The organism is Rubritalea squalenifaciens DSM 18772, assembly GCF_900141815.1.
Lineage (GTDB): Bacteria > Verrucomicrobiota > Verrucomicrobiia > Verrucomicrobiales > Akkermansiaceae > Rubritalea > Rubritalea squalenifaciens.
Genome location: NZ_FQYR01000009.1, coordinates 40,715 through 57,235, shown reverse-complemented (window position 1 = coordinate 57,235; position 16,521 = coordinate 40,715). Strand labels below are relative to the sequence as shown.

General features: G+C 55.1%; 16 protein-coding genes. 12 read left to right on the top strand and 4 right to left on the bottom strand.

Annotation, left to right across the window (positions count from 1 at the left end; translation table 11 throughout):
* Positions 1-67 precede the first annotated feature (67 nt).
* Both BUB27_RS18280 and BUB27_RS18275 read right to left on the bottom strand, forming a co-directional pair.
* A complete protein-coding gene (locus BUB27_RS18280; RefSeq protein ID WP_159435074.1) occupies positions 68-892 on the bottom strand; it encodes a LamG domain-containing protein in 825 nt (274 codons plus the stop codon).
* Positions 893-1,017: 125 nt separating this feature from the next.
* A complete protein-coding gene (locus BUB27_RS18275) occupies positions 1,018-1,800 on the bottom strand; it encodes a LamG-like jellyroll fold domain-containing protein (RefSeq protein ID WP_143185335.1) in 783 nt (260 codons plus the stop codon).
* Between the two features lie 146 nt (positions 1,801-1,946).
* On the opposite strand from BUB27_RS18275, the gene BUB27_RS18270 reads away from it, so the two are divergent.
* The 12 genes from BUB27_RS18270 to BUB27_RS18215 all read left to right on the top strand — a co-directional run bounded on the left by BUB27_RS18270 (position 1,947) and on the right by BUB27_RS18215 (position 15,660).
* Entirely contained in the window at positions 1,947-2,387 is a 441-nt protein-coding gene (locus tag BUB27_RS18270; protein WP_143185334.1) for a hypothetical protein, read from the top strand.
* A gap of 73 nt (positions 2,388-2,460) precedes the next feature.
* Positions 2,461-5,217, top strand: a complete 2,757-nt coding sequence (locus BUB27_RS18265) for an Ig-like domain-containing protein (RefSeq protein WP_143185333.1) — start codon at positions 2,461-2,463, stop codon at positions 5,215-5,217.
* Between the two features lie 12 nt (positions 5,218-5,229).
* Positions 5,230-5,937, top strand: a complete 708-nt coding sequence (locus BUB27_RS18260) for an SIR2 family NAD-dependent protein deacylase (RefSeq protein WP_143185332.1) — start codon at positions 5,230-5,232, stop codon at positions 5,935-5,937.
* Between the two features lie 160 nt (positions 5,938-6,097).
* Positions 6,098-6,640 (top strand): sigma-70 family RNA polymerase sigma factor, encoded by a 543-nt coding sequence (locus BUB27_RS18255; protein WP_143185331.1) that lies wholly within the window; start codon positions 6,098-6,100, stop codon positions 6,638-6,640.
* Entirely contained in the window at positions 6,637-8,040 is a 1,404-nt protein-coding gene (locus BUB27_RS18250) for a FecR domain-containing protein (protein ID WP_143185330.1), read from the top strand. The genes BUB27_RS18255 and BUB27_RS18250 overlap by 4 nt, the downstream gene beginning before the upstream one ends.
* A 124-nt stretch (positions 8,041-8,164) precedes the next feature.
* Positions 8,165-8,830, top strand: coding sequence for a PEP-CTERM sorting domain-containing protein (locus BUB27_RS18245; RefSeq protein ID WP_143185329.1), 666 nt, complete (start codon positions 8,165-8,167; stop codon positions 8,828-8,830).
* A 166-nt stretch (positions 8,831-8,996) separates the two neighbouring features.
* Positions 8,997-9,803 carry a LamG-like jellyroll fold domain-containing protein gene (locus BUB27_RS18240; protein WP_143185377.1) on the top strand — a complete coding sequence of 269 codons (807 nt, stop codon included), beginning with the start codon at positions 8,997-8,999 and terminating at the stop codon, positions 9,801-9,803.
* Between the two features lie 162 nt (positions 9,804-9,965).
* Positions 9,966-10,589, top strand: coding sequence for a DUF642 domain-containing protein (locus BUB27_RS18235; RefSeq protein WP_143185376.1), 624 nt, complete (start codon positions 9,966-9,968; stop codon positions 10,587-10,589).
* Between the two features lie 120 nt (positions 10,590-10,709).
* A complete protein-coding gene (locus BUB27_RS18230; RefSeq protein ID WP_143185328.1) occupies positions 10,710-11,351 on the top strand; it encodes a PEP-CTERM sorting domain-containing protein in 642 nt (213 codons plus the stop codon).
* A 166-nt stretch (positions 11,352-11,517) separates the two neighbouring features.
* Positions 11,518-12,258: a PEP-CTERM sorting domain-containing protein gene (locus tag BUB27_RS18225; RefSeq protein WP_143185327.1), complete on the top strand. Its 741-nt coding sequence runs from the start codon at positions 11,518-11,520 to the stop codon at positions 12,256-12,258.
* Between the two features lie 326 nt (positions 12,259-12,584).
* Positions 12,585-15,095, top strand: coding sequence for an alpha-galactosidase (locus tag BUB27_RS18220; protein WP_159435073.1), 2,511 nt, complete (start codon positions 12,585-12,587; stop codon positions 15,093-15,095).
* A 202-nt stretch (positions 15,096-15,297) separates the two neighbouring features.
* Positions 15,298-15,660 carry a hypothetical protein gene (locus BUB27_RS18215; protein WP_143185325.1) on the top strand — a complete coding sequence of 121 codons (363 nt, stop codon included), beginning with the start codon at positions 15,298-15,300 and terminating at the stop codon, positions 15,658-15,660.
* Positions 15,661-15,664: 4 nt separating this feature from the next.
* Here the strand turns inward: BUB27_RS18215 and BUB27_RS18210 are convergent, their stop codons facing one another.
* Together BUB27_RS18210 and BUB27_RS18205 are read right to left on the bottom strand one after the other, a co-directional pair.
* On the bottom strand, positions 15,665-16,078 hold the full coding sequence (locus BUB27_RS18210) for a hypothetical protein (RefSeq protein ID WP_143185324.1): 414 nt from the start codon (positions 16,076-16,078) through the stop codon (positions 15,665-15,667).
* A gap of 70 nt (positions 16,079-16,148) precedes the next feature.
* A complete protein-coding gene (locus BUB27_RS18205; RefSeq protein WP_143185323.1) occupies positions 16,149-16,517 on the bottom strand; it encodes a hypothetical protein in 369 nt (122 codons plus the stop codon).
* Positions 16,518-16,521 lie beyond the last annotated feature (4 nt).

Here is a 16,521-nt window from a genome sequence, read left to right as displayed (position 1 = left end):
GGAGGTTGAGGGGGTGCGGGCCCGACCCCTCACGGCCGGGCCCATCACTTGGCATCACAACACAAAGTTATCCGTCTTTTCTCCGGCGAAGCAGCAAGGCTACTCCCGCCAAACCGAGCAAAGCCGTGGCACCTGGCTCGGGCACCGTAGCGGCATCGATGATCTCTTGCTCAGTCAATGCGGTATCGTAAATCCGCACCTCATCCATCAAACCATTGAAGAGGTCTGCCGTCAGGTTGGAGTTTCCTCCGATTACAAAATTATTCGCTCCATTCTCATCCACAAAGCCAGAGCTCGCCGGGTTACTACCGATCAACTGGCCGTTATGGTACATACTCACCACGCCATCGGCGAAGGTCGCCGCCACATGCTGCCAGGTCCCGCTCGCTACCGGGGTTCCTGTACTCGTAAAATCCTGCACGCCAAATGTCGTGAATCGCACCCGGTCTACATTCGCCACCCCAAGTCCCCAGCCACCTGTCGCACCAGTGGCAAAGATCCGGTAGGTCGTATTGGATGGCAAACTCTCCGGATTCACCCAGGCCATCACGGTGAAGCTGCCCGTAGGCCCCACCTCAGCAAGGGTTTCAATGATCGCGGGTTGCCCTGAGAGGGTAGCATAACCACTCTGGCTACGGTCAAATTCGATCGCCGTTCCGAAAGAAGCTGCCTGGGCGCCACTCAAAGTAATATTCCCATAGGTCCCGCTGCTCACCGATGCCTGACCATAGGTCAAGCCTGTGCCGGAAGGGGTCGCGGTCAGGTTATTGCCCGAGGAATCCGCTAGATTGCCCGAGACATCGTCCATGTTCCAGTAAGCCACCAACGAGGCCTGAGCGCTGCTGAATGCCAACAAGGAAGCACCTACCATGGATAGGATGTGAGGGTACATACAGCATAATATCTTAAATATCATGACTCTATGCAAGTCAAATCAACCCCCACCCATAAAAATGGCTGCCCCAGCCTCACTTGCCAGGACAGCCTCTCACTATAACAAACAATGAATAGTTAAGTTTAGTCTCTTCTGCGGCGCAGCAGCAGACCAACGCCTGCAAGACCGATCAGAGCGGTAGAAGATGGCTCAGGAACGGCTAGAGCAGTACCAGCGGCGCCAAGAGCAGTGATCTCACCTTCTGTCAGAGCGGTATCGTAAAGCCCAAGGTTGGTGATGTGGGAAATCACTTCTTCACCGCCACCATTATCACTGAAAATGTCAAAGGTGCTGCTCAAGCTCCAGCGGCCATCGACACTACCTGCAGCATGATCTCCAAGGTTCACTCCATCAACATAAGTGCTGCGGACATTACCATTATCCACTGTCAGCACCATACGGTGCCAGGTATCTGCTAGGACCGAGAGTGGAGGATCATTGTCATCCACATAGCCTTCAGAGGAAACACCAAGACCACGAGAACTTGAATAGAAATAATCGCCATCACCTGTGTTACCGTTATCCAGCTCGAGTATCGCTGCCCAACCCGCTAGGGTAGGCATTTTGAAATCAATCACGATGGAATAAACATTAGTGTTAGTTCCACCACCGTTAGCCCCAATCGAGTTATTGAAGGTGATGTAATCACCCACATTCACGATGGCAGCACCATCACCAGCCGTGGTTCCAGTACCAGAAGTGATCGAGCCATTTAGCGTAGCTGCAGAACCTACGGTTGCCTCAGTAAGATCTGAGGAATTATTGAACTCCCATAGACCGACCATAGCCGCAGAGGCTGCTGGAGCAAGTATCAGGGAGCACGCTGCCGCCATGGCGGCAGGGAGGAGTTTTTGCGTGTTTTTCATAATATACTTTGAGTATGAATGTTATCGGAGTCTTCTTCATAACTCACTCTGGCTGTTTCAGACAATGGCCACACTGCAATAATTATTGTCAAAATCGCAAACCGCTTCCCGCTTTCTTCAAGGCTCATTGATTGCTATAGGAAGGCATGCCCCGTCGTTTTCCACCAGCTGGAGCTGCGCTCTTGCTTAGCACTTTGGTAGCCGTCATTCCTCCGGCTCTGATCATGCTGGTCTTAGGCCAAGAATGGGGCCCCTTAATCGCCCTGACTTCAGCCACAGTTCATGGAGTCAGCTACCTCGTCATCGGCTTCTTCGTTTTCATCATGTACTATGACCGGCCAGCACACAGGATCTGGCGCCTGCCTTATGCTCTATCCTGGGGTACCTTACTGGCCTTTTTACTCCTGTTGCTCATTACCACAATACTCGAGCCAGGTTTCCAACTCCTCCCCCAAGTCATACTATTCACTCTCCTCTACGGTCCGATCTCAGGCTTCTCCGCCTGGCTACTACGCCCTAACCCTGCACCACCTAACAAACCGATCGAGAGCTGCTCCAGCTGCACTCCCAAGGCGATCAGAGACTGATGGACTTACACACCTCCTACCTTGACAGCGCAGAGCTTATTTCTAGCCTGTGAATGATCTTTCCCGTCGTTTCATGAAATTCTCTCAGCTCACTCTCTTCTTTTTCGCCTTCATTCTCTCGATCCAAGGCCTGCATGCCCAGAACCAATGGCAAGTTGTGCTCGACCGGGAAAGCGGCTTAAGCACCCCAAAGACTTACCTTACTTATGGGAATGGAGAGTTTCGCTATGCCTTTGAGGACGGGTACTACATCAGGACGGCGACCCTTCAGACCAAAGCACCTCAGAATGGACAATATTTGTCAGGCCGGTTTGACTATAACTTTGTCATGAGGTCCATCCCTCAGAGTTCAACTTTGGAAATCCAATACAAGCTGAGCTCTGGAACGTACCGGGCAGTCTACCCATACGGCGGCTATGTCTTTATCCCCTATACCTCAGGTCATGCAATGATCGCCCCTCCAGACGGATCCTATGAAGTAAAAATTCTCTCTGCCACATGCCACTACAACAATGGATCCGGTGATTCAGCAGACGTCACTGCAACTCTGCAGGCGAAGGTCGATATAGATCAGGAATCGGTCTATGATGACCGGTTTAACCTAGGTGGGTTAGATATCGACCACCAAGGCTACACCGTTCTATGGGGTTCAGACGGTACTAGCTATAGCAATCCGAGATTCTACCAGATCGATGCTCCTGGTACGTACAACCCCTACAACAGGAATGATATTTCAACCGGCTACGCCAACACAGAGCTTTCTGGTCTGGTCTATGGGAATGGCGTCTACGTAGCGGCTATTCAACTTTTCGATTACGGTACTTTTTATGCGGACGATTTGCAAAACCCCTTACCCAATAATAATAATCTCATCTATAATTTCGACGCTATCTCCAGCTCGCAAATCCCTGAGTCCAGCAGCGTCAATGACCTCACCTTTGCAAACAACCTTTTCGTCGCCCCAGGATACATGGGCGATCCAAATACAAGATGCATCTATACTTCGAGTGATGGCTCAAACTGGAATATCAGCCTTTTGCCATCCAGAGATGAAGTCTCCGCCGTCACCTATACCGGCAGCGAGTGGTTTGCCGGAGGGGAGAACAACATACTTTACCGTTCAACCAACGGCTACTCCTGGGAATGGGTCAACACAAGCGGCCTATCCGGCACCATTACAGAACTAAGTTCAGGAAACGGCTACATCGTTGCCGGCACCGAAGAGGGTGGGATCTATGCCTCCAAGGACGGAATCCTTTGGGGTAAGCGCTACCAATCAGAACACGCTATCCAGAACATCGTTGCTGACGACAGTCGCTTCATCGCCAGTACTGGTGACAAGCTACTCGCATCCACCTTCTCCCTACCAGGTTATCCGGAGATTGTGAGCAGCACTGGACAGCAGTTTATTCTACCGGAACAAAGCGTTCTCTTGGAGGTAGAAGCCATCGGCGATGCGACACTTGTCTATCAATGGTACGAGGGAGAGACGGGTGACACCAGCCAGCCCATCACTGGCGCCACTTCTAGCAGCTACCAAACTCCCCAGCTAAACCAAAGCAGCTCGTACTGGGTCAGGGTAAGCAACTCACTCGGCAGTGACGATTCCTACACCACAGCACTGATCATGCAGGAGAAACCTGTCATCACTGAGCAACCCGTCAGCCGCACTGTCGACATGGGTGCTTTCATCTACCACGAAGTCAAAGCTCAGGGAGCCAACCTCTCCTATCAATGGTATGAAGGATTCAATGGCGACACCTCCAAACCTTTAGCAAACAAAACAGAGAACCGGATGTATCACAGCATGAATGAACCCGGCACCTTCTACTATTGGGTCAGAATATCCAACGATGCAGACTACACGGACAGCACGACAATCCAAGTCACGGTCAATGCCATCTACCCGGAGATTACTGAAGAGCCTCAGGATCTCATCACTTATACAGGAAACTCCAGCTCTCTGGAGCTGAGAGCCACCGGCCCAGGCCTCACCTATCAATGGTATGAGGGTAACAGCGGGGACACCAGCAAGCCTCGTTCAGGCAGCTATCGATTCCATTACGTAGATACCAGCACCGCTAAAACCACCACCTACTGGGCTAGAATATCCAATGCAGCAGGCTCTGTAGACAGCCGCACGGTCACTGTGGAAGTCATTGGACAGAAGCCTGTATTCAATACTCCGCCTCAAGGCTTCACAACAAGACAAGGGGGCTCCCAGACTCTTACGCTTGATATGAAGTATTCTCCATCCACCACTAACTACCAGTGGTACAAGGGAGAGAGCGGGGACACTTCCCAACTTGTCCAAGAATCCATCAGCCGTAGTTACAACCCTCCTGTGAATACTGCCGGCACCTTTCACTACTGGGTACAGGCGACTAATGACTACGGTTCCACAGCCTCTCCTACCATCACGATTATCATCGAGCCTAGCAGCTACACCAGCTGGCTGGCGGTGGAAAACCTGCCTACAGATAGCACTGGTGACGGAGACCCTGTAAAATCTAACAGCATTGATGGAATCCCCAATATCTTCCGCTACCTCATGGGCATTGACTCTACCGAAGCTGTTGCCGGCACCGCCATGTTCTCCACAGGCTCCGTAGAGATTGATGGATCTGAACAAGCCACTATACAAATACGCTTACGCAACGGTGTGACTGGAGCTAATATCTCTGGCGAACAATCCTCTGACATGGTCAACTGGTCCAGCGCCGTCCTGATGTACACCCTGGATACAGGGGACGGACACACGATCTACACCTATCGCACCAGCGGCTCTGGAGACAGCGCCTTCATACGCCTGAAAGCTACTGGATACTAATCGCTCTAATCCATGTCCCGCCCAATCAATCCTAACAAGATAGTAATCTTCACTGGTGCAGGCATCAGTGCGGAGAGTGGCATTATGACCTTCCGGGACAAGGATGGTCATTGGGCCAAAATGGACCCGATGAAGGTGGTTTCCACCGAGGCTTGGGACAGCAATCCGCAGGCATTGATCGACTTCCATAACGCCCGGCTTGCCACGATAGAAAAGGCCCAGCCGAACGCCGCCCATCTGGCACTCAGAGATCTGGAGGAAAAGTACGAGGTGATCGTGGTCACCCAGAATGTGGACGACCTGCATGAGCGTGCAGGCTCTAGCAGGATTCTTCATCTTCACGGTATCGTGACCGAGGTCTTTCCAGACGGATGCCGGGAACGCGCTGTCTACCGCGGCTATGAACCGCTCAGCCTGGAGGAGAAAGATCCCTATGGCCGCCCCTTCCGCCCGAACACCGTGCTCTTTGGCGAGCAGATCCTGCACTGCGAGGAAGCGATCGAAGCCATTTCAGATGCCGGGAAAATCCTCGTCGTCGGCACCTCACTCGCCGTCTATCCCGCAGCAGGCCTACTGAACAAGGCCAGTTTCCATGCCGAAAAAATCATTGTTAGCCACGAGGTGGAAAGCGTGCCCTATGGCTACGAGTTCATCCGTGGAGACGCCACCGTCCAGGTGCCTTTCCTCGTGCGGAAATGGCTGTCCGAGGCCAAGCGCTAGACTGCTGGCAGTCAATCCGCCCATGGAATTTTAATAAGGAGAACCTAACCACACTTAGACCCCACACTCGCAGTGGGACTGATCCCACTCAGTCCCGTCTTAAATTGTTTTCCCACATTTTTTTGTTAAGGTCAGGCCACTTAGATGCCGTCTCTAAACAGTGGATGACCAGACACCAACGCCGCCTTCCGCAGAATTCGTCAATCTCCTGACCGAATTCCAGCCGGATCTGTGGGCCTACACCATTTCCCTGATGCCGGGTCATCCGGACGTGCAGGACGTCATCCAGAAGGTCAATGTCATCCTCTGGAAGAAGCAGGAGCAGTTTGAGATCGGCACCAACTTCCGCGCCTGGGTCTTCTCCATCGCCCGGCTTGAGGTTCTCGCGCACCTGAGAGCGGCGAAGCACAGCCGCGTGATCCCACTGGACACCGAACTGCTCGACCTGCTAGCGAAGGAGGCGACTGAGGAAGTAGCTTCCACTCCGACGGCCAGCGAGCGATCCGAAGCGCTGGAAATCTGCATGGAGCGACTCAAGGCAGACGAGCGCGCCCTGCTCTACCACCGCTACGCCACCAACCGTCCGCTCTCTGAGTTTGACGGCCGCAGCGGCGCCTCACTCTCCGTCACCCTGCACCGCCTGCGTGCCGGCATCCGCAAGTGCATCCAGTCCCGTCTAGCTCTAGAAGGGAGGAAAGCATGAAAGGCCCGAAGCTGGAGAAAGCCATCATGAGCTACTTCGACGGCACGCTCGATGAACTGGAATGCCGCCAGCTGCAGGACACGCTCAAGCGTGACCGCGCCGCCCGGGACCTTTACCGCCAGCACGCCGAGCTTCAGCAGAGCTTTCTATTCCGCTACTCACAGGCCACCCAGGCAGCCAAGAAACGCCCGAGCATCGCAGAAATCCACCACCACCAGCAACAGCGCCGGAATGTGAAGCTGGCTCTGGGCGCAGCCGCAGCGGCCCTTATCGCCATTGCGATCTCCCTGCAGTTCATCTTCGTCTCCCCACCTACCACGATCGCCAGCCTGGAAAGTTCCAGAGGTAGCCAGTTTAGCATCCAGCATCACTTGCAAAATGGGGAAGACGTAAACGGAGCAGAACTCGCTCCCGGCAGCACCGTGGAACTCACCCAAGGCACTCTCGAAATCACACTCGACAAGGGGGTGCGCAGCATCATCCTTGCCCCCGCCTCCTTCGAACTCATCGATGAGAAACGCCTCTACCTGTACCGAGGCACCGCATGGTTTCATGTAGAAAAGGAAGCACACGGTTTTCAGGTCATCACCCATCAGTTCACCGTCACTGACCTGGGCACGGAATTTGGGGTGATCGCTCACCCCAAGGAATCTGACCAAGTCCACCTTTTCCAAGGAAGTGTCATGGTGCGCACGAGCGCCCAATCTCCCGATGAAGCAACCCTCATTGCCGGGCAGGCACGCATCTGCAGCCCCAAAGGGAAGCTCAGCGAAATCCCCTCCTCCAGCTCCTCTTTCCTCACCAAGCTTCCTGAGGAAAGCTCTCAAAATCTCCTCATCAATGGAAACTTCGAGCTGGGTAACCCTCCCGCAGACAAAGACTGGGGTGAAACTGCCAATGCAGCGCTTTTGCCCGGCTGGACCTGGAGCCCGGGAATCACGGTGGCATCACGCTCAGCCAATGGAAAACCCGGCTTTGGCAACGGGCGACGTAACATCCATTCCTCGACCAGGGACACCCAACTCGCCTTCAACGTCAACCCGAGAAACCGCCCGGATCCCGCTGACGCCACCATCCGCCAGACCTTTGCCACCGTTCCCGGCCAGCGCTACACCGTCAGCTTTGAAATGGGAGCCAACCTATTTAGCAACACTTCCCTAGAGCTCTTTGCAGCCGTCTATGACGGAGCAGACCACAACAGCGCCACAGGCACCCTGCTCGGCACCCATACGCAGCGGAGGAATGCAGAAGATGGCAGCGGCTATAATCCACCCACCAGCTTCACCTTCACAGCGGCTTCCACCAGTGCTACCCTCGTCTTCACCGAGACCAGTAACAATTCGGAATCCGCTGACCTCTGCCTGGACAATGTCCGCGTCAACAAGAGCAAGAGTCAGTAGTAAGTCCTCTCGTTCAGCCTTTCCTTCATTTTTTTGTTAAGCTGAGCCGCCTTGAGCACGTGTGTATTTCGTCAGTTCTCAACGAACCGACTCTACTCGAATATCACACAATACACTCAATAACATGAAAAACACGATCATCGCCGCCACCTTGGCAGCTCTTGCCGGCAGCGCTAGCGCCGCCACTATCTCCTGGTCCTCCACCGCGTACACAACAAACGGTTCCGCAGGCCAGAATCTCGACACCGGCCTCTTCCTGACAACAGGCACCGAGTTCCTAGTGGAAAACGTTGGCGGCGCAGCCACCACCTTCGATGGAATCGACTTCACCGCAGACTCCGGCCTCTTTGGCTCTGCGATTGCGAACACCTTCCACGCGAGCTCCTCCGACCTTTCTGACAGCGGCCGCTACGGCAGCTCTGGCGCAGACACCATCTCCCTTTCAGGTCTCACCATCGGCCAGACCTACCGCATCCAGGCCCTGGTTTTTGACGGTCGTGGCTCCGCTGGCATCACTGGCCGCACCGTCTCCTTTGACGGAATCGACCAAGGCCAATACGCCAATGGGGTATCCGGAGTCACTTGGGGCGACGGCCTTCTCGTGACCGGAACCTTCACTGCAGACGCCACAGACCAGGACTTCACCATCGAAGCTTTTGATGGCGCCTCCTCTGTAGGCGGCCAGCTTAATGCCCTCTTGGTCCACAACACCACGGCGATTCCTGAGCCAACCAGTACTGCTTTTGTCGGTCTGGCAGGACTTGGCCTTCTGCTACGCCGCCGCAGATAATTTTTTCATTCGGTAACATGTGTTGCAGGCCGCCCCTTGAAAGCAGGGGGCGGCTTTTTCGTCCCCTGCAAAAAAGTTCAAATTCCTGTTAAGGTCTGCGTGCCCCCTCACGTGTGTATTCGTCAGCTCTCATCACAATCTGACCTCACTAAACACTTAAACTCAAATGACCAATAAAGTTATTTCCACACCCTCCATGGTGGTAGCAGGCATGATCGCCTGCACCGCATTGGGCAATGCCGCCATCGTGCTGGAGCACCACTACGAAATGGGCGAAGTCGGCACTATGTCCGGCGGCGTACCCACTGACTCCGTGGGCTCAGCAGACTTCGGCAACGCTGTATCCGGTGGCCTTCAGACCGTCTCCGGCGATACAGCAGCATCCGGCTCCACAGCCTATCTCACCACCACCCAGACAGGCAACAATGGCGCCTACAATGCTCCGGGCATGGCTCCATCTGACATCCAGAACTTCGCCTTCGACATCTGGGTGCGTGTCCAGTCCGCAGATCTTAACCAGAACAAATTCGTTTTCCTTTCCAACGGGAACAACTCCGGCTCCCTCAAGCTCGGCATCAACGCATCCGGTGAATGGATGGCCACCAACCACGCCGTCGGCTGGATCGGTGCCACGACAGGGACAGGCCAGACTGCCAATGCCGATGAATGGACACGGCTCACCGTGATCCGCAGCAATGGTACCTCCCGCTTTTACATCAACGGAGTGGCACAAGACGGCACCAATGGTGGCAACATCACTTGGTCCGACACCACACAGGCGCACCTCGCCATCCAGCCAGGGGGAACCTCAGAATTCAAGGGCGACATCGACGACATGAAAGTCTGGTCCTTCTCCGGCAGTGATCAGCTTTCAGACGTGGAGAATACCGTGTTCGCCGCTGTGCCTGAGCCGTCCAGCACCGCTCTCATTGGCCTGGCTGGACTTGGCTTTATCCTGCGCCGCCGCAGGTAGGGCACATTTTTCAAGCCTATTTTCATCAGCCACTTCTCTACAGAGGAGTGGCTTTTTTAGCACCTAGACTACACCCCTATCTGGGGCAGAAAGTCTATCACACAGATACTCGAAATACTCCAGCTCACGTCTTATAAAAAAGTGTCTCATAATAGAACACTCATGAAACACCTCTTATCTCTCACATGTATGTTGGCAGCTCTGCCTGCTCAAGCCGCCCTTTTCACTAATGGAGACTTTGAGCTCGGCACAAATCCTGACGCCTCTGGCTGGGTACGAACCGGCACAAGTAATCAAGTCGCCGTAAAGAGCTCCATCAACGCCTACAACGCCGGTCCGAGTAGCGGCACCAGATATGTACAATTCGGCCAGGCTGGCAGCACTGGCGGCTCGATTGCCCAGACCTTCGATACCATCATTGGAATGACTTACGAAGTGACCTTTGACTTTGGCAAGTATGGACCAACAGCTGGACAGGACGCCGTACTCCAAGTCTCTGTAGACAACCTAGCCGGCACCATCCAAACCTACACAGACACCACTGGCTCAACTTACACCTCTTCGACAGCAATGAGCCCCACCTACGAGGACACCGTGGACCAGATTTTCACCTTCACCGCTTCGAATTCCTCCACGACACTTACCTTCCTAGATGCTTCTACCAACGGCTCCTCTACAGATATGGGTTTAGATAATATTCGTGTGGCTGCAGTCCCTGAGCCGTCCAGCACCGCTCTCATTGGCCTGGCTGGATTAGGCTTCATCCTGCGCCGCAAACGCGCCTGATCATTTTAGCTCTTTTCAGAAAGACATTTTCAAGCAACCGCCTTCCGGCTTCGGAAGGCGGTTTTTCATTTACCCTACTCACTGAGTGGGTTATCTTTACATGTTACCCCCCATCTACCCATGTATCGTAAATGCCTACTACTCAGCCTGACTCTGGGAGCATTCGCCACCTCCAGCGCGCAGGCGGTCATCGTGAAACTTGATTTCGGCACTGGTGCCACCAACGTGGAATCTGGCTACAGCCAGTTCGTCGCCAGTGAAGGTGCCATGGATACCATCAGCGGCTACACCTTTACCCTGCAGTCCAGAGACACGGACATCGTGGCCAGCAACAAATCGCTTGCCGGTGCCGCAGCTCCTCAGGACCTCAACTACGATTACGCCGCCACCACCTTCAACGGCGTTGGAGGCAACTACATCAGCATCCTGATCACGGGACTTCCTGACGGCACGCTGGATTTAACCGCCTACTTCGATTACAACTCAGGGTTCAACCTGCCTCAGGATGTGCTCTTCGGTGTGCAGGGAGAAACCTTGGACCTCATCGCTGACAATGCCTTCCGCGGAACTAGTGTCTCCACTGGTTCTCCCATCAACATCACAGCAGGGGAAACCTACGAGCTCAGAGTCCTGGAACAGGGCAATGCCAACCTGGCCTATATCAGCGGCCTCGACCTCGATGTCGTCCCCATCCCTGAGCCCTCCAGCACCGCACTACTAGGGCTCGCAGGCTTGTCGCTGATCCTGCGCCGCAGGAAGTAATCTCGTCTGACCTAAGCCTGCACTTCCTGTGTCCGACTAGGTCTCCAGACGTGGCGGTCTATTCCCTGAATGAGCTTCCCAGCTGCTCAGCATCAGCTACTCATTTCATCTTGCCTACATCTCACAACTCTTTATACTTCAGGGTGCATTTTGATTTTTTGACCCCATGAAATATCCTCATCTACTCCCGCTCTTAGCATGCACCCTCGGCAGCGCCCAAGCGGCTACGACGCTGCTTGATGTCCAGCTCAGCCGGACCGAAGCCCCCCGATCAGAAGCCAATCTCGGCACCGTGGGCATTACCACGTTCAACGCCGGTAACCCTGGCCCCGCCAGCCAGACGATTACCTACACGATCACTGGCCTGACTCTCGACTCCGTGGGTAGCGGTGATGATGAAGTGGTGATCACCATGGGCATTGTCGCCACTTCGACTTCTGGCGCGGTCACAGGCATTGGAGCAGCCTTTGGAGCCTGGGGAGTGGAGGATGGCACGGGCACCGCCTCACTCGTCGACCCGGACGAAGCTCTTTCCTTTTCCATCACCGCCGCCAGCGTCAACCTGGGAGCGGGTGCCTTTGAAACCGCAGAGATCAACTTCGATGGGTTCACTGGCTTCGCCGCCCTCAATGTAGGAGCGGGTGAAACATTCAACATTGCGAACACCAACTCGAATGACGTGACCAACTTTGAAGCAGCACCTCTCCCGAACGACCCGGACGAGGGCGCGGCGAATATCTACACCTTCACGGGTACTGAGGATTCCTTCACTGTTGAGGGCAATACCGGGGCCATGCGTTACGCCTATATCACCGGCGGCTTTACCATAGACACCATTCCTGAGCCCTCCAGCACCTCCTTACTAGGCCTAGCAGGCCTGTCACTGATTCTCAGACGGAAAAGATAAACCTTATCTGATAAGCCCCTGCCTCCCCATACGCCTTCCACACAGGAAGGCGTTTTCGTAATACCCAGCCCCTTCACCTCCGGAAAACCACACACTTTTTGTCAGTTTTGGGCGATGCCCGGTATTTTTGATGTCTCTCGCTCTCTCAATGCAGCCGTGATCAAGTCCACCTCACGCAAATGGACCTGAAAACCAACCGCGCAGCCAGCTTCTCCGGAAGCTGCTTCGTATCAGCACTGAAGCATCACACACAGCACAAGCCGAAATCCCACCTAACATTCCAAGGTGGGATTTTTGCGCACGCATCAGCAAGAGCACCTAAGACCATGAACACAATCACAGCACTCATACTCACCAGCGCCCTGGCACTGCCGGCGTTTGCCGCCACGTACCCGGGCAAGACGCGCCCCGGCAAGGCCACTACCCAAAATAGTGGGGACAAGCATACCCTGCAGAACGATGTTCTCAGCGCCACCTGGACAACCAAGGACGGCACACTGACAGGCGCCACTTTCACCAACAAGCAAAGCGGGGAAACTTTCTCTCCCCAGGGAGAACTCTTCGCCATCGCCACCCAGCCGCAACAGCAGGACCCGGAGCGCATCTACCTGGCTATCCGCAAGTCAGGTACCCATCTCCTCCCCTCCATTTCCAACGACGGCAAAAACTGGGAAACACTGACTTCCATCTCTCTCGCGGAATACCCTGCCCAGCTGGCCACCATCCGCATCGGCAAGACCAGTAGCCAAGGACAGAACCAGGACTATGTGGACGCCGGAGAGACTGGCATCTGTGAGATCCAGCAAGTCCGCATCCTTTCCAAGGACGGAAACATCAGCGACATCACCTCCAAACCGGAGGAAATCCTCAAATCCAAGCGCCCGGGAACCGAACTGGAAATCGCCAACGAGCAGCTCACCATCACCGCCGCAGCCAACAGTTTTGCCTTCGCGGAATACCCCGCGTCCACCAAGGACTGGTCGATCATTTCCTGCCAGATCAAAAAAGGTACGGACAAAGGTCTCAGCTGGGGCCCAGGTATCACTCTCGTTTTCAAGGACAACACCACCGCCATCGTCAATATCCGCAGCAAAGGCCAGTTCACGATCCGCAGCACCAAAGGTGAGCAACTCATCAACAAGACTCCGCGCCCCGCACTGGACTGCAATCTCAGCTCCTCAGAGTTCACCCTCACCGGCCCGGTAAAGGCCAGCACCAGCAAGGACGGCCAGACCCTGACCGCCACCCTCAAGCACGAAGCCTCAGGCCTGCATGTCCGCTGGATGGCCGAACTGCGTGATGGCTCCAACTACATCCGCCAGAGCCACACCCTGGCTACCACCAAGCCCCTCACCATCCACGGCCTCCAGTTCACCAGCGGCACCGCTAGCGGTGCCAGTCAGGTAGGATCCGTGCCGGGTAGCCCGGTGGCCTCCAACTCCCTTTTCTTCGGCGTGGAAATGCCTTTCACCGCAAACTACTTTAGCGATGACACCTTCCGTAGCGGCTTCCCCTGCACCCTGCCGATGGACAAGGATTCCCGCTACACCTTCACCGCCGTCACCGGCACCTACCCGGAGGACCAGCTGCGCCGCGCCTTCCTCTACTACATGGAGCGTGAGCGCTCCACCCCCTACCACCAGCTGCTGCACTACAACTGCTGGTACGACCTGGGCCTGAACCCTACCCGTGAGACCTTCACCAAAGTCATCGAAGACTACCACCGCGAACTCACCAAAGAACGCGGCGTGACCGTGGACTCCTTCGTCATGGATGACGGCTGGGATGACTTCTATGCCGGACTCTGGGAATACAACCGTAAGAAATTTCCGAACGGCTTCGACGAAGTCTCCGCCGCGGCGCGCAAGGCCGACAGCAAGCTCGGCGTCTGGATCTCCCCACTCGGCGGCTACTCCGGTGCCAATGAGCGCACCGCGCACGCCAAGAAAATGGGCCTCATCCAGGACACCATGGACCTTTCCCAGCCTGGCTACTACCAGTGGTTCTACGAGAAATGCCTCGGCTCTATGAAGGACCACGGCGTAAACTACTACAAGTGGGACAAAGCCGGCTCCGGTGTCAGCCCGCACTTCATGTCACTCATCCGCTGCGGCAGTGAGCTGAAAGAGCACGACCCGAAACTCTTTATCAATGTCACTGTAGGCACCTGGCCATCCCCGTTCTGGCTCAATCACATCGACTGCACCTGGCGCACTGGTACAGGTGACGTCGCCTGGATGGGTGTCGGCGATGAGCGCGAGCAATGGCTCACTTTCCGCGACTGGGGCTGCTACGAGAAATTCGTTAAGCCCGCCCCACTCTATCCGCTGAACTCCGTCATGCACCACGGGCTAGTACACGGCCGCCACTTCCAGGCAGCCAAAGTGTCCAAGGCGGGCAGCGAGTTCAAGAACGCCGCACGTTCCTACTTCGGCACCGGCGCCAACTTGCTCGAGCTCTACCTGACCCCGGATATGATGACCGAAAGAGCCTGGGACCAGGTGGCGGAGGCCGCCAAGTGGGCCAAGAAGAACGAAAGCATCCTCGCGGACACCCACTGGGTAGGCGGCAACCCGCTCGACCTAACCATCTACGGCTGGGCATCCTGGTCACCGGAGAAAAGCATCATCACCCTGCGCAATTCCTCGGACAAAGAAGTCACCAAGGTATTCGACCTAACCAAAGAACTCGAAATCCCGCAAGGATTCGCGACCACCTTCAAGGCCAAGAACGCTTATCCAGACCAAAACTTCCCTGAAGACTGGATCAGCGGCGAACAAGCCTTCACCCTCCAGCCCTTCGAAGTCCTCGTCCTGGAGCTCATCCCGGCAAAGTAATAGAAAGCCAGACCCTACTCTCTCTCAAACGCCTTCCCGAAACGGAAGGCGTTTTTACTATCCCGCCACCTAACAAAAACTCTTTCTAGACAAGATTGATCCATACCTCTAAGTCTCAATCATCGAACTCTCTACAGAACAACTCCGCCAAGACCTCATCTCGGACGATCCTCTCGTCCGCAACCGTGCCGCTCTCAAGATCATGGATGGCAAGCTCAGCGAGCTCGTCCCCCAGCTGCTTGCCGCCGCGACCAAGCCCGAAAACATCAACTTCAACGGCACCCTCGTCTACGCGCTCGGCAAGTTCGACTGCTCAGCCTATTTCCCGCAGCTCGTGGAGATCTCCGTCAGCCACGGCTACGAGGCATGCATGGAAGCCATGTGCGCCATCGATGAACAAAACGTCCACCCTACCCAAGATCAGTTAGATCAGGCAGAGAGCATCCTCCAGCAAGCCGCCAATACCAATCTCCTCCCCCACCAGAAAGAAGCCCTCCAGCTCATCACCACCCGCTTCTACGAATCCTCCCGCTTCAACAAAGCCCTGGATCCATTTCAACGATGAATACCTAACAAGGAGTATCGTAGAGCGTGTCTTCCTCCAGGAGTTCCTGTCCCCTTGGGGCTCCACTTGTGCGGCGCTTGCGGTTGAACAGGTCGCGCAGATGGGACTGCAGCACCATCGACATCCCGAAGGCCAGCACGAAGGCAAATCCTGTGACCATGAGAAATTCCTTCAGCTCTGCCTTGGCCAGAACCACGTTACCTTTTTCAATCGCGGTCATGAGGTCTGTGTAGGCACCCCGCAAGGTCCAGGCCATGTACGCGGCCACCAACACCCAGAAAACCGCATGCGTTAGCTGCGCCGTCTTCACATAAGCCCGGGCCCAGAAATCGCTTTTCTTCCTCACCAGACACAAAGCCCCCTGCGTTAGCAGCAGGGCAACGTAGCTATAGATCGAGTACCAGAAAACCTCATTCATTGCCGGAGACTACAACTCCCAGCCACAGAGGATCAATATCTATCGTCAAACGGCACTTCCACCCTAGTGTTTAAGCTGACCTTTTTCTCCCGCGTGGCCCCAGCCACCATGCCAGACCCAGCGCACCGAATATGGAAGCCAGCACCATTCCCCACCAGAGCACAAGCAGCTTCGTATCACTCCACCCCTGTAGCACCTGATCCTTGCCCGGGTCCTTGAAGGAACGCTCCAGACCCAGTTCCGCCACCAGCTCGTAGTCTGCGGTCACCCAGTATCCCGGATTTAAAAACTCCAGTTCTGCCCGGAAAAGACCGGTTGTATGGTATAAGCGCCCATCCACAGCCCAATCCCATAAGACCACATTCAAAACCGTCATCAGAAACAAGGCTCCGGTTATGAGTAAGAAGTACCTCAGGCTATTTTTTAGGACGAGTTGCATCGGT

Excerpts from the sequence above, each read along its gene's own strand:
- BUB27_RS18205 (WP_143185323.1), bottom strand. The coding sequence starts at position 16,517 with ATGCAACTCGTCCTAAAAAATAGCCTGAGGTACTTCTTACTCATAACC.
- BUB27_RS18260 (WP_143185332.1), top strand. The coding sequence starts at position 5,230 with ATGTCCCGCCCAATCAATCCTAACAAGATAGTAATCTTCACTGGTGCA.
- BUB27_RS18275 (WP_143185335.1), bottom strand. The coding sequence starts at position 1,800 with ATGAAAAACACGCAAAAACTCCTCCCTGCCGCCATGGCGGCAGCGTGC.
- BUB27_RS18230 (WP_143185328.1), top strand. The coding sequence starts at position 10,710 with ATGTATCGTAAATGCCTACTACTCAGCCTGACTCTGGGAGCATTCGCC.
- BUB27_RS18225 (WP_143185327.1), top strand. The coding sequence starts at position 11,518 with ATGAAATATCCTCATCTACTCCCGCTCTTAGCATGCACCCTCGGCAGC.
- BUB27_RS18245 (WP_143185329.1), top strand. The coding sequence starts at position 8,165 with ATGAAAAACACGATCATCGCCGCCACCTTGGCAGCTCTTGCCGGCAGC.
- BUB27_RS18240 (WP_143185377.1), top strand. The coding sequence starts at position 8,997 with ATGACCAATAAAGTTATTTCCACACCCTCCATGGTGGTAGCAGGCATG.
- BUB27_RS18235 (WP_143185376.1), top strand. The coding sequence starts at position 9,966 with ATGAAACACCTCTTATCTCTCACATGTATGTTGGCAGCTCTGCCTGCT.
- BUB27_RS18220 (WP_159435073.1), top strand. The coding sequence starts at position 12,585 with ATGAACACAATCACAGCACTCATACTCACCAGCGCCCTGGCACTGCCG.
- BUB27_RS18280 (WP_159435074.1), bottom strand. The coding sequence starts at position 892 with ATGTACCCTCACATCCTATCCATGGTAGGTGCTTCCTTGTTGGCATTC.
- BUB27_RS18265 (WP_143185333.1), top strand. The coding sequence starts at position 2,461 with ATGAAATTCTCTCAGCTCACTCTCTTCTTTTTCGCCTTCATTCTCTCG.
- BUB27_RS18215 (WP_143185325.1), top strand. The coding sequence starts at position 15,298 with ATGGATGGCAAGCTCAGCGAGCTCGTCCCCCAGCTGCTTGCCGCCGCG.
- BUB27_RS18210 (WP_143185324.1), bottom strand. The coding sequence starts at position 16,078 with ATGAATGAGGTTTTCTGGTACTCGATCTATAGCTACGTTGCCCTGCTG.
- BUB27_RS18270 (WP_143185334.1), top strand. The coding sequence starts at position 1,947 with ATGCCCCGTCGTTTTCCACCAGCTGGAGCTGCGCTCTTGCTTAGCACT.
- BUB27_RS18250 (WP_143185330.1), top strand. The coding sequence starts at position 6,637 with ATGAAAGGCCCGAAGCTGGAGAAAGCCATCATGAGCTACTTCGACGGC.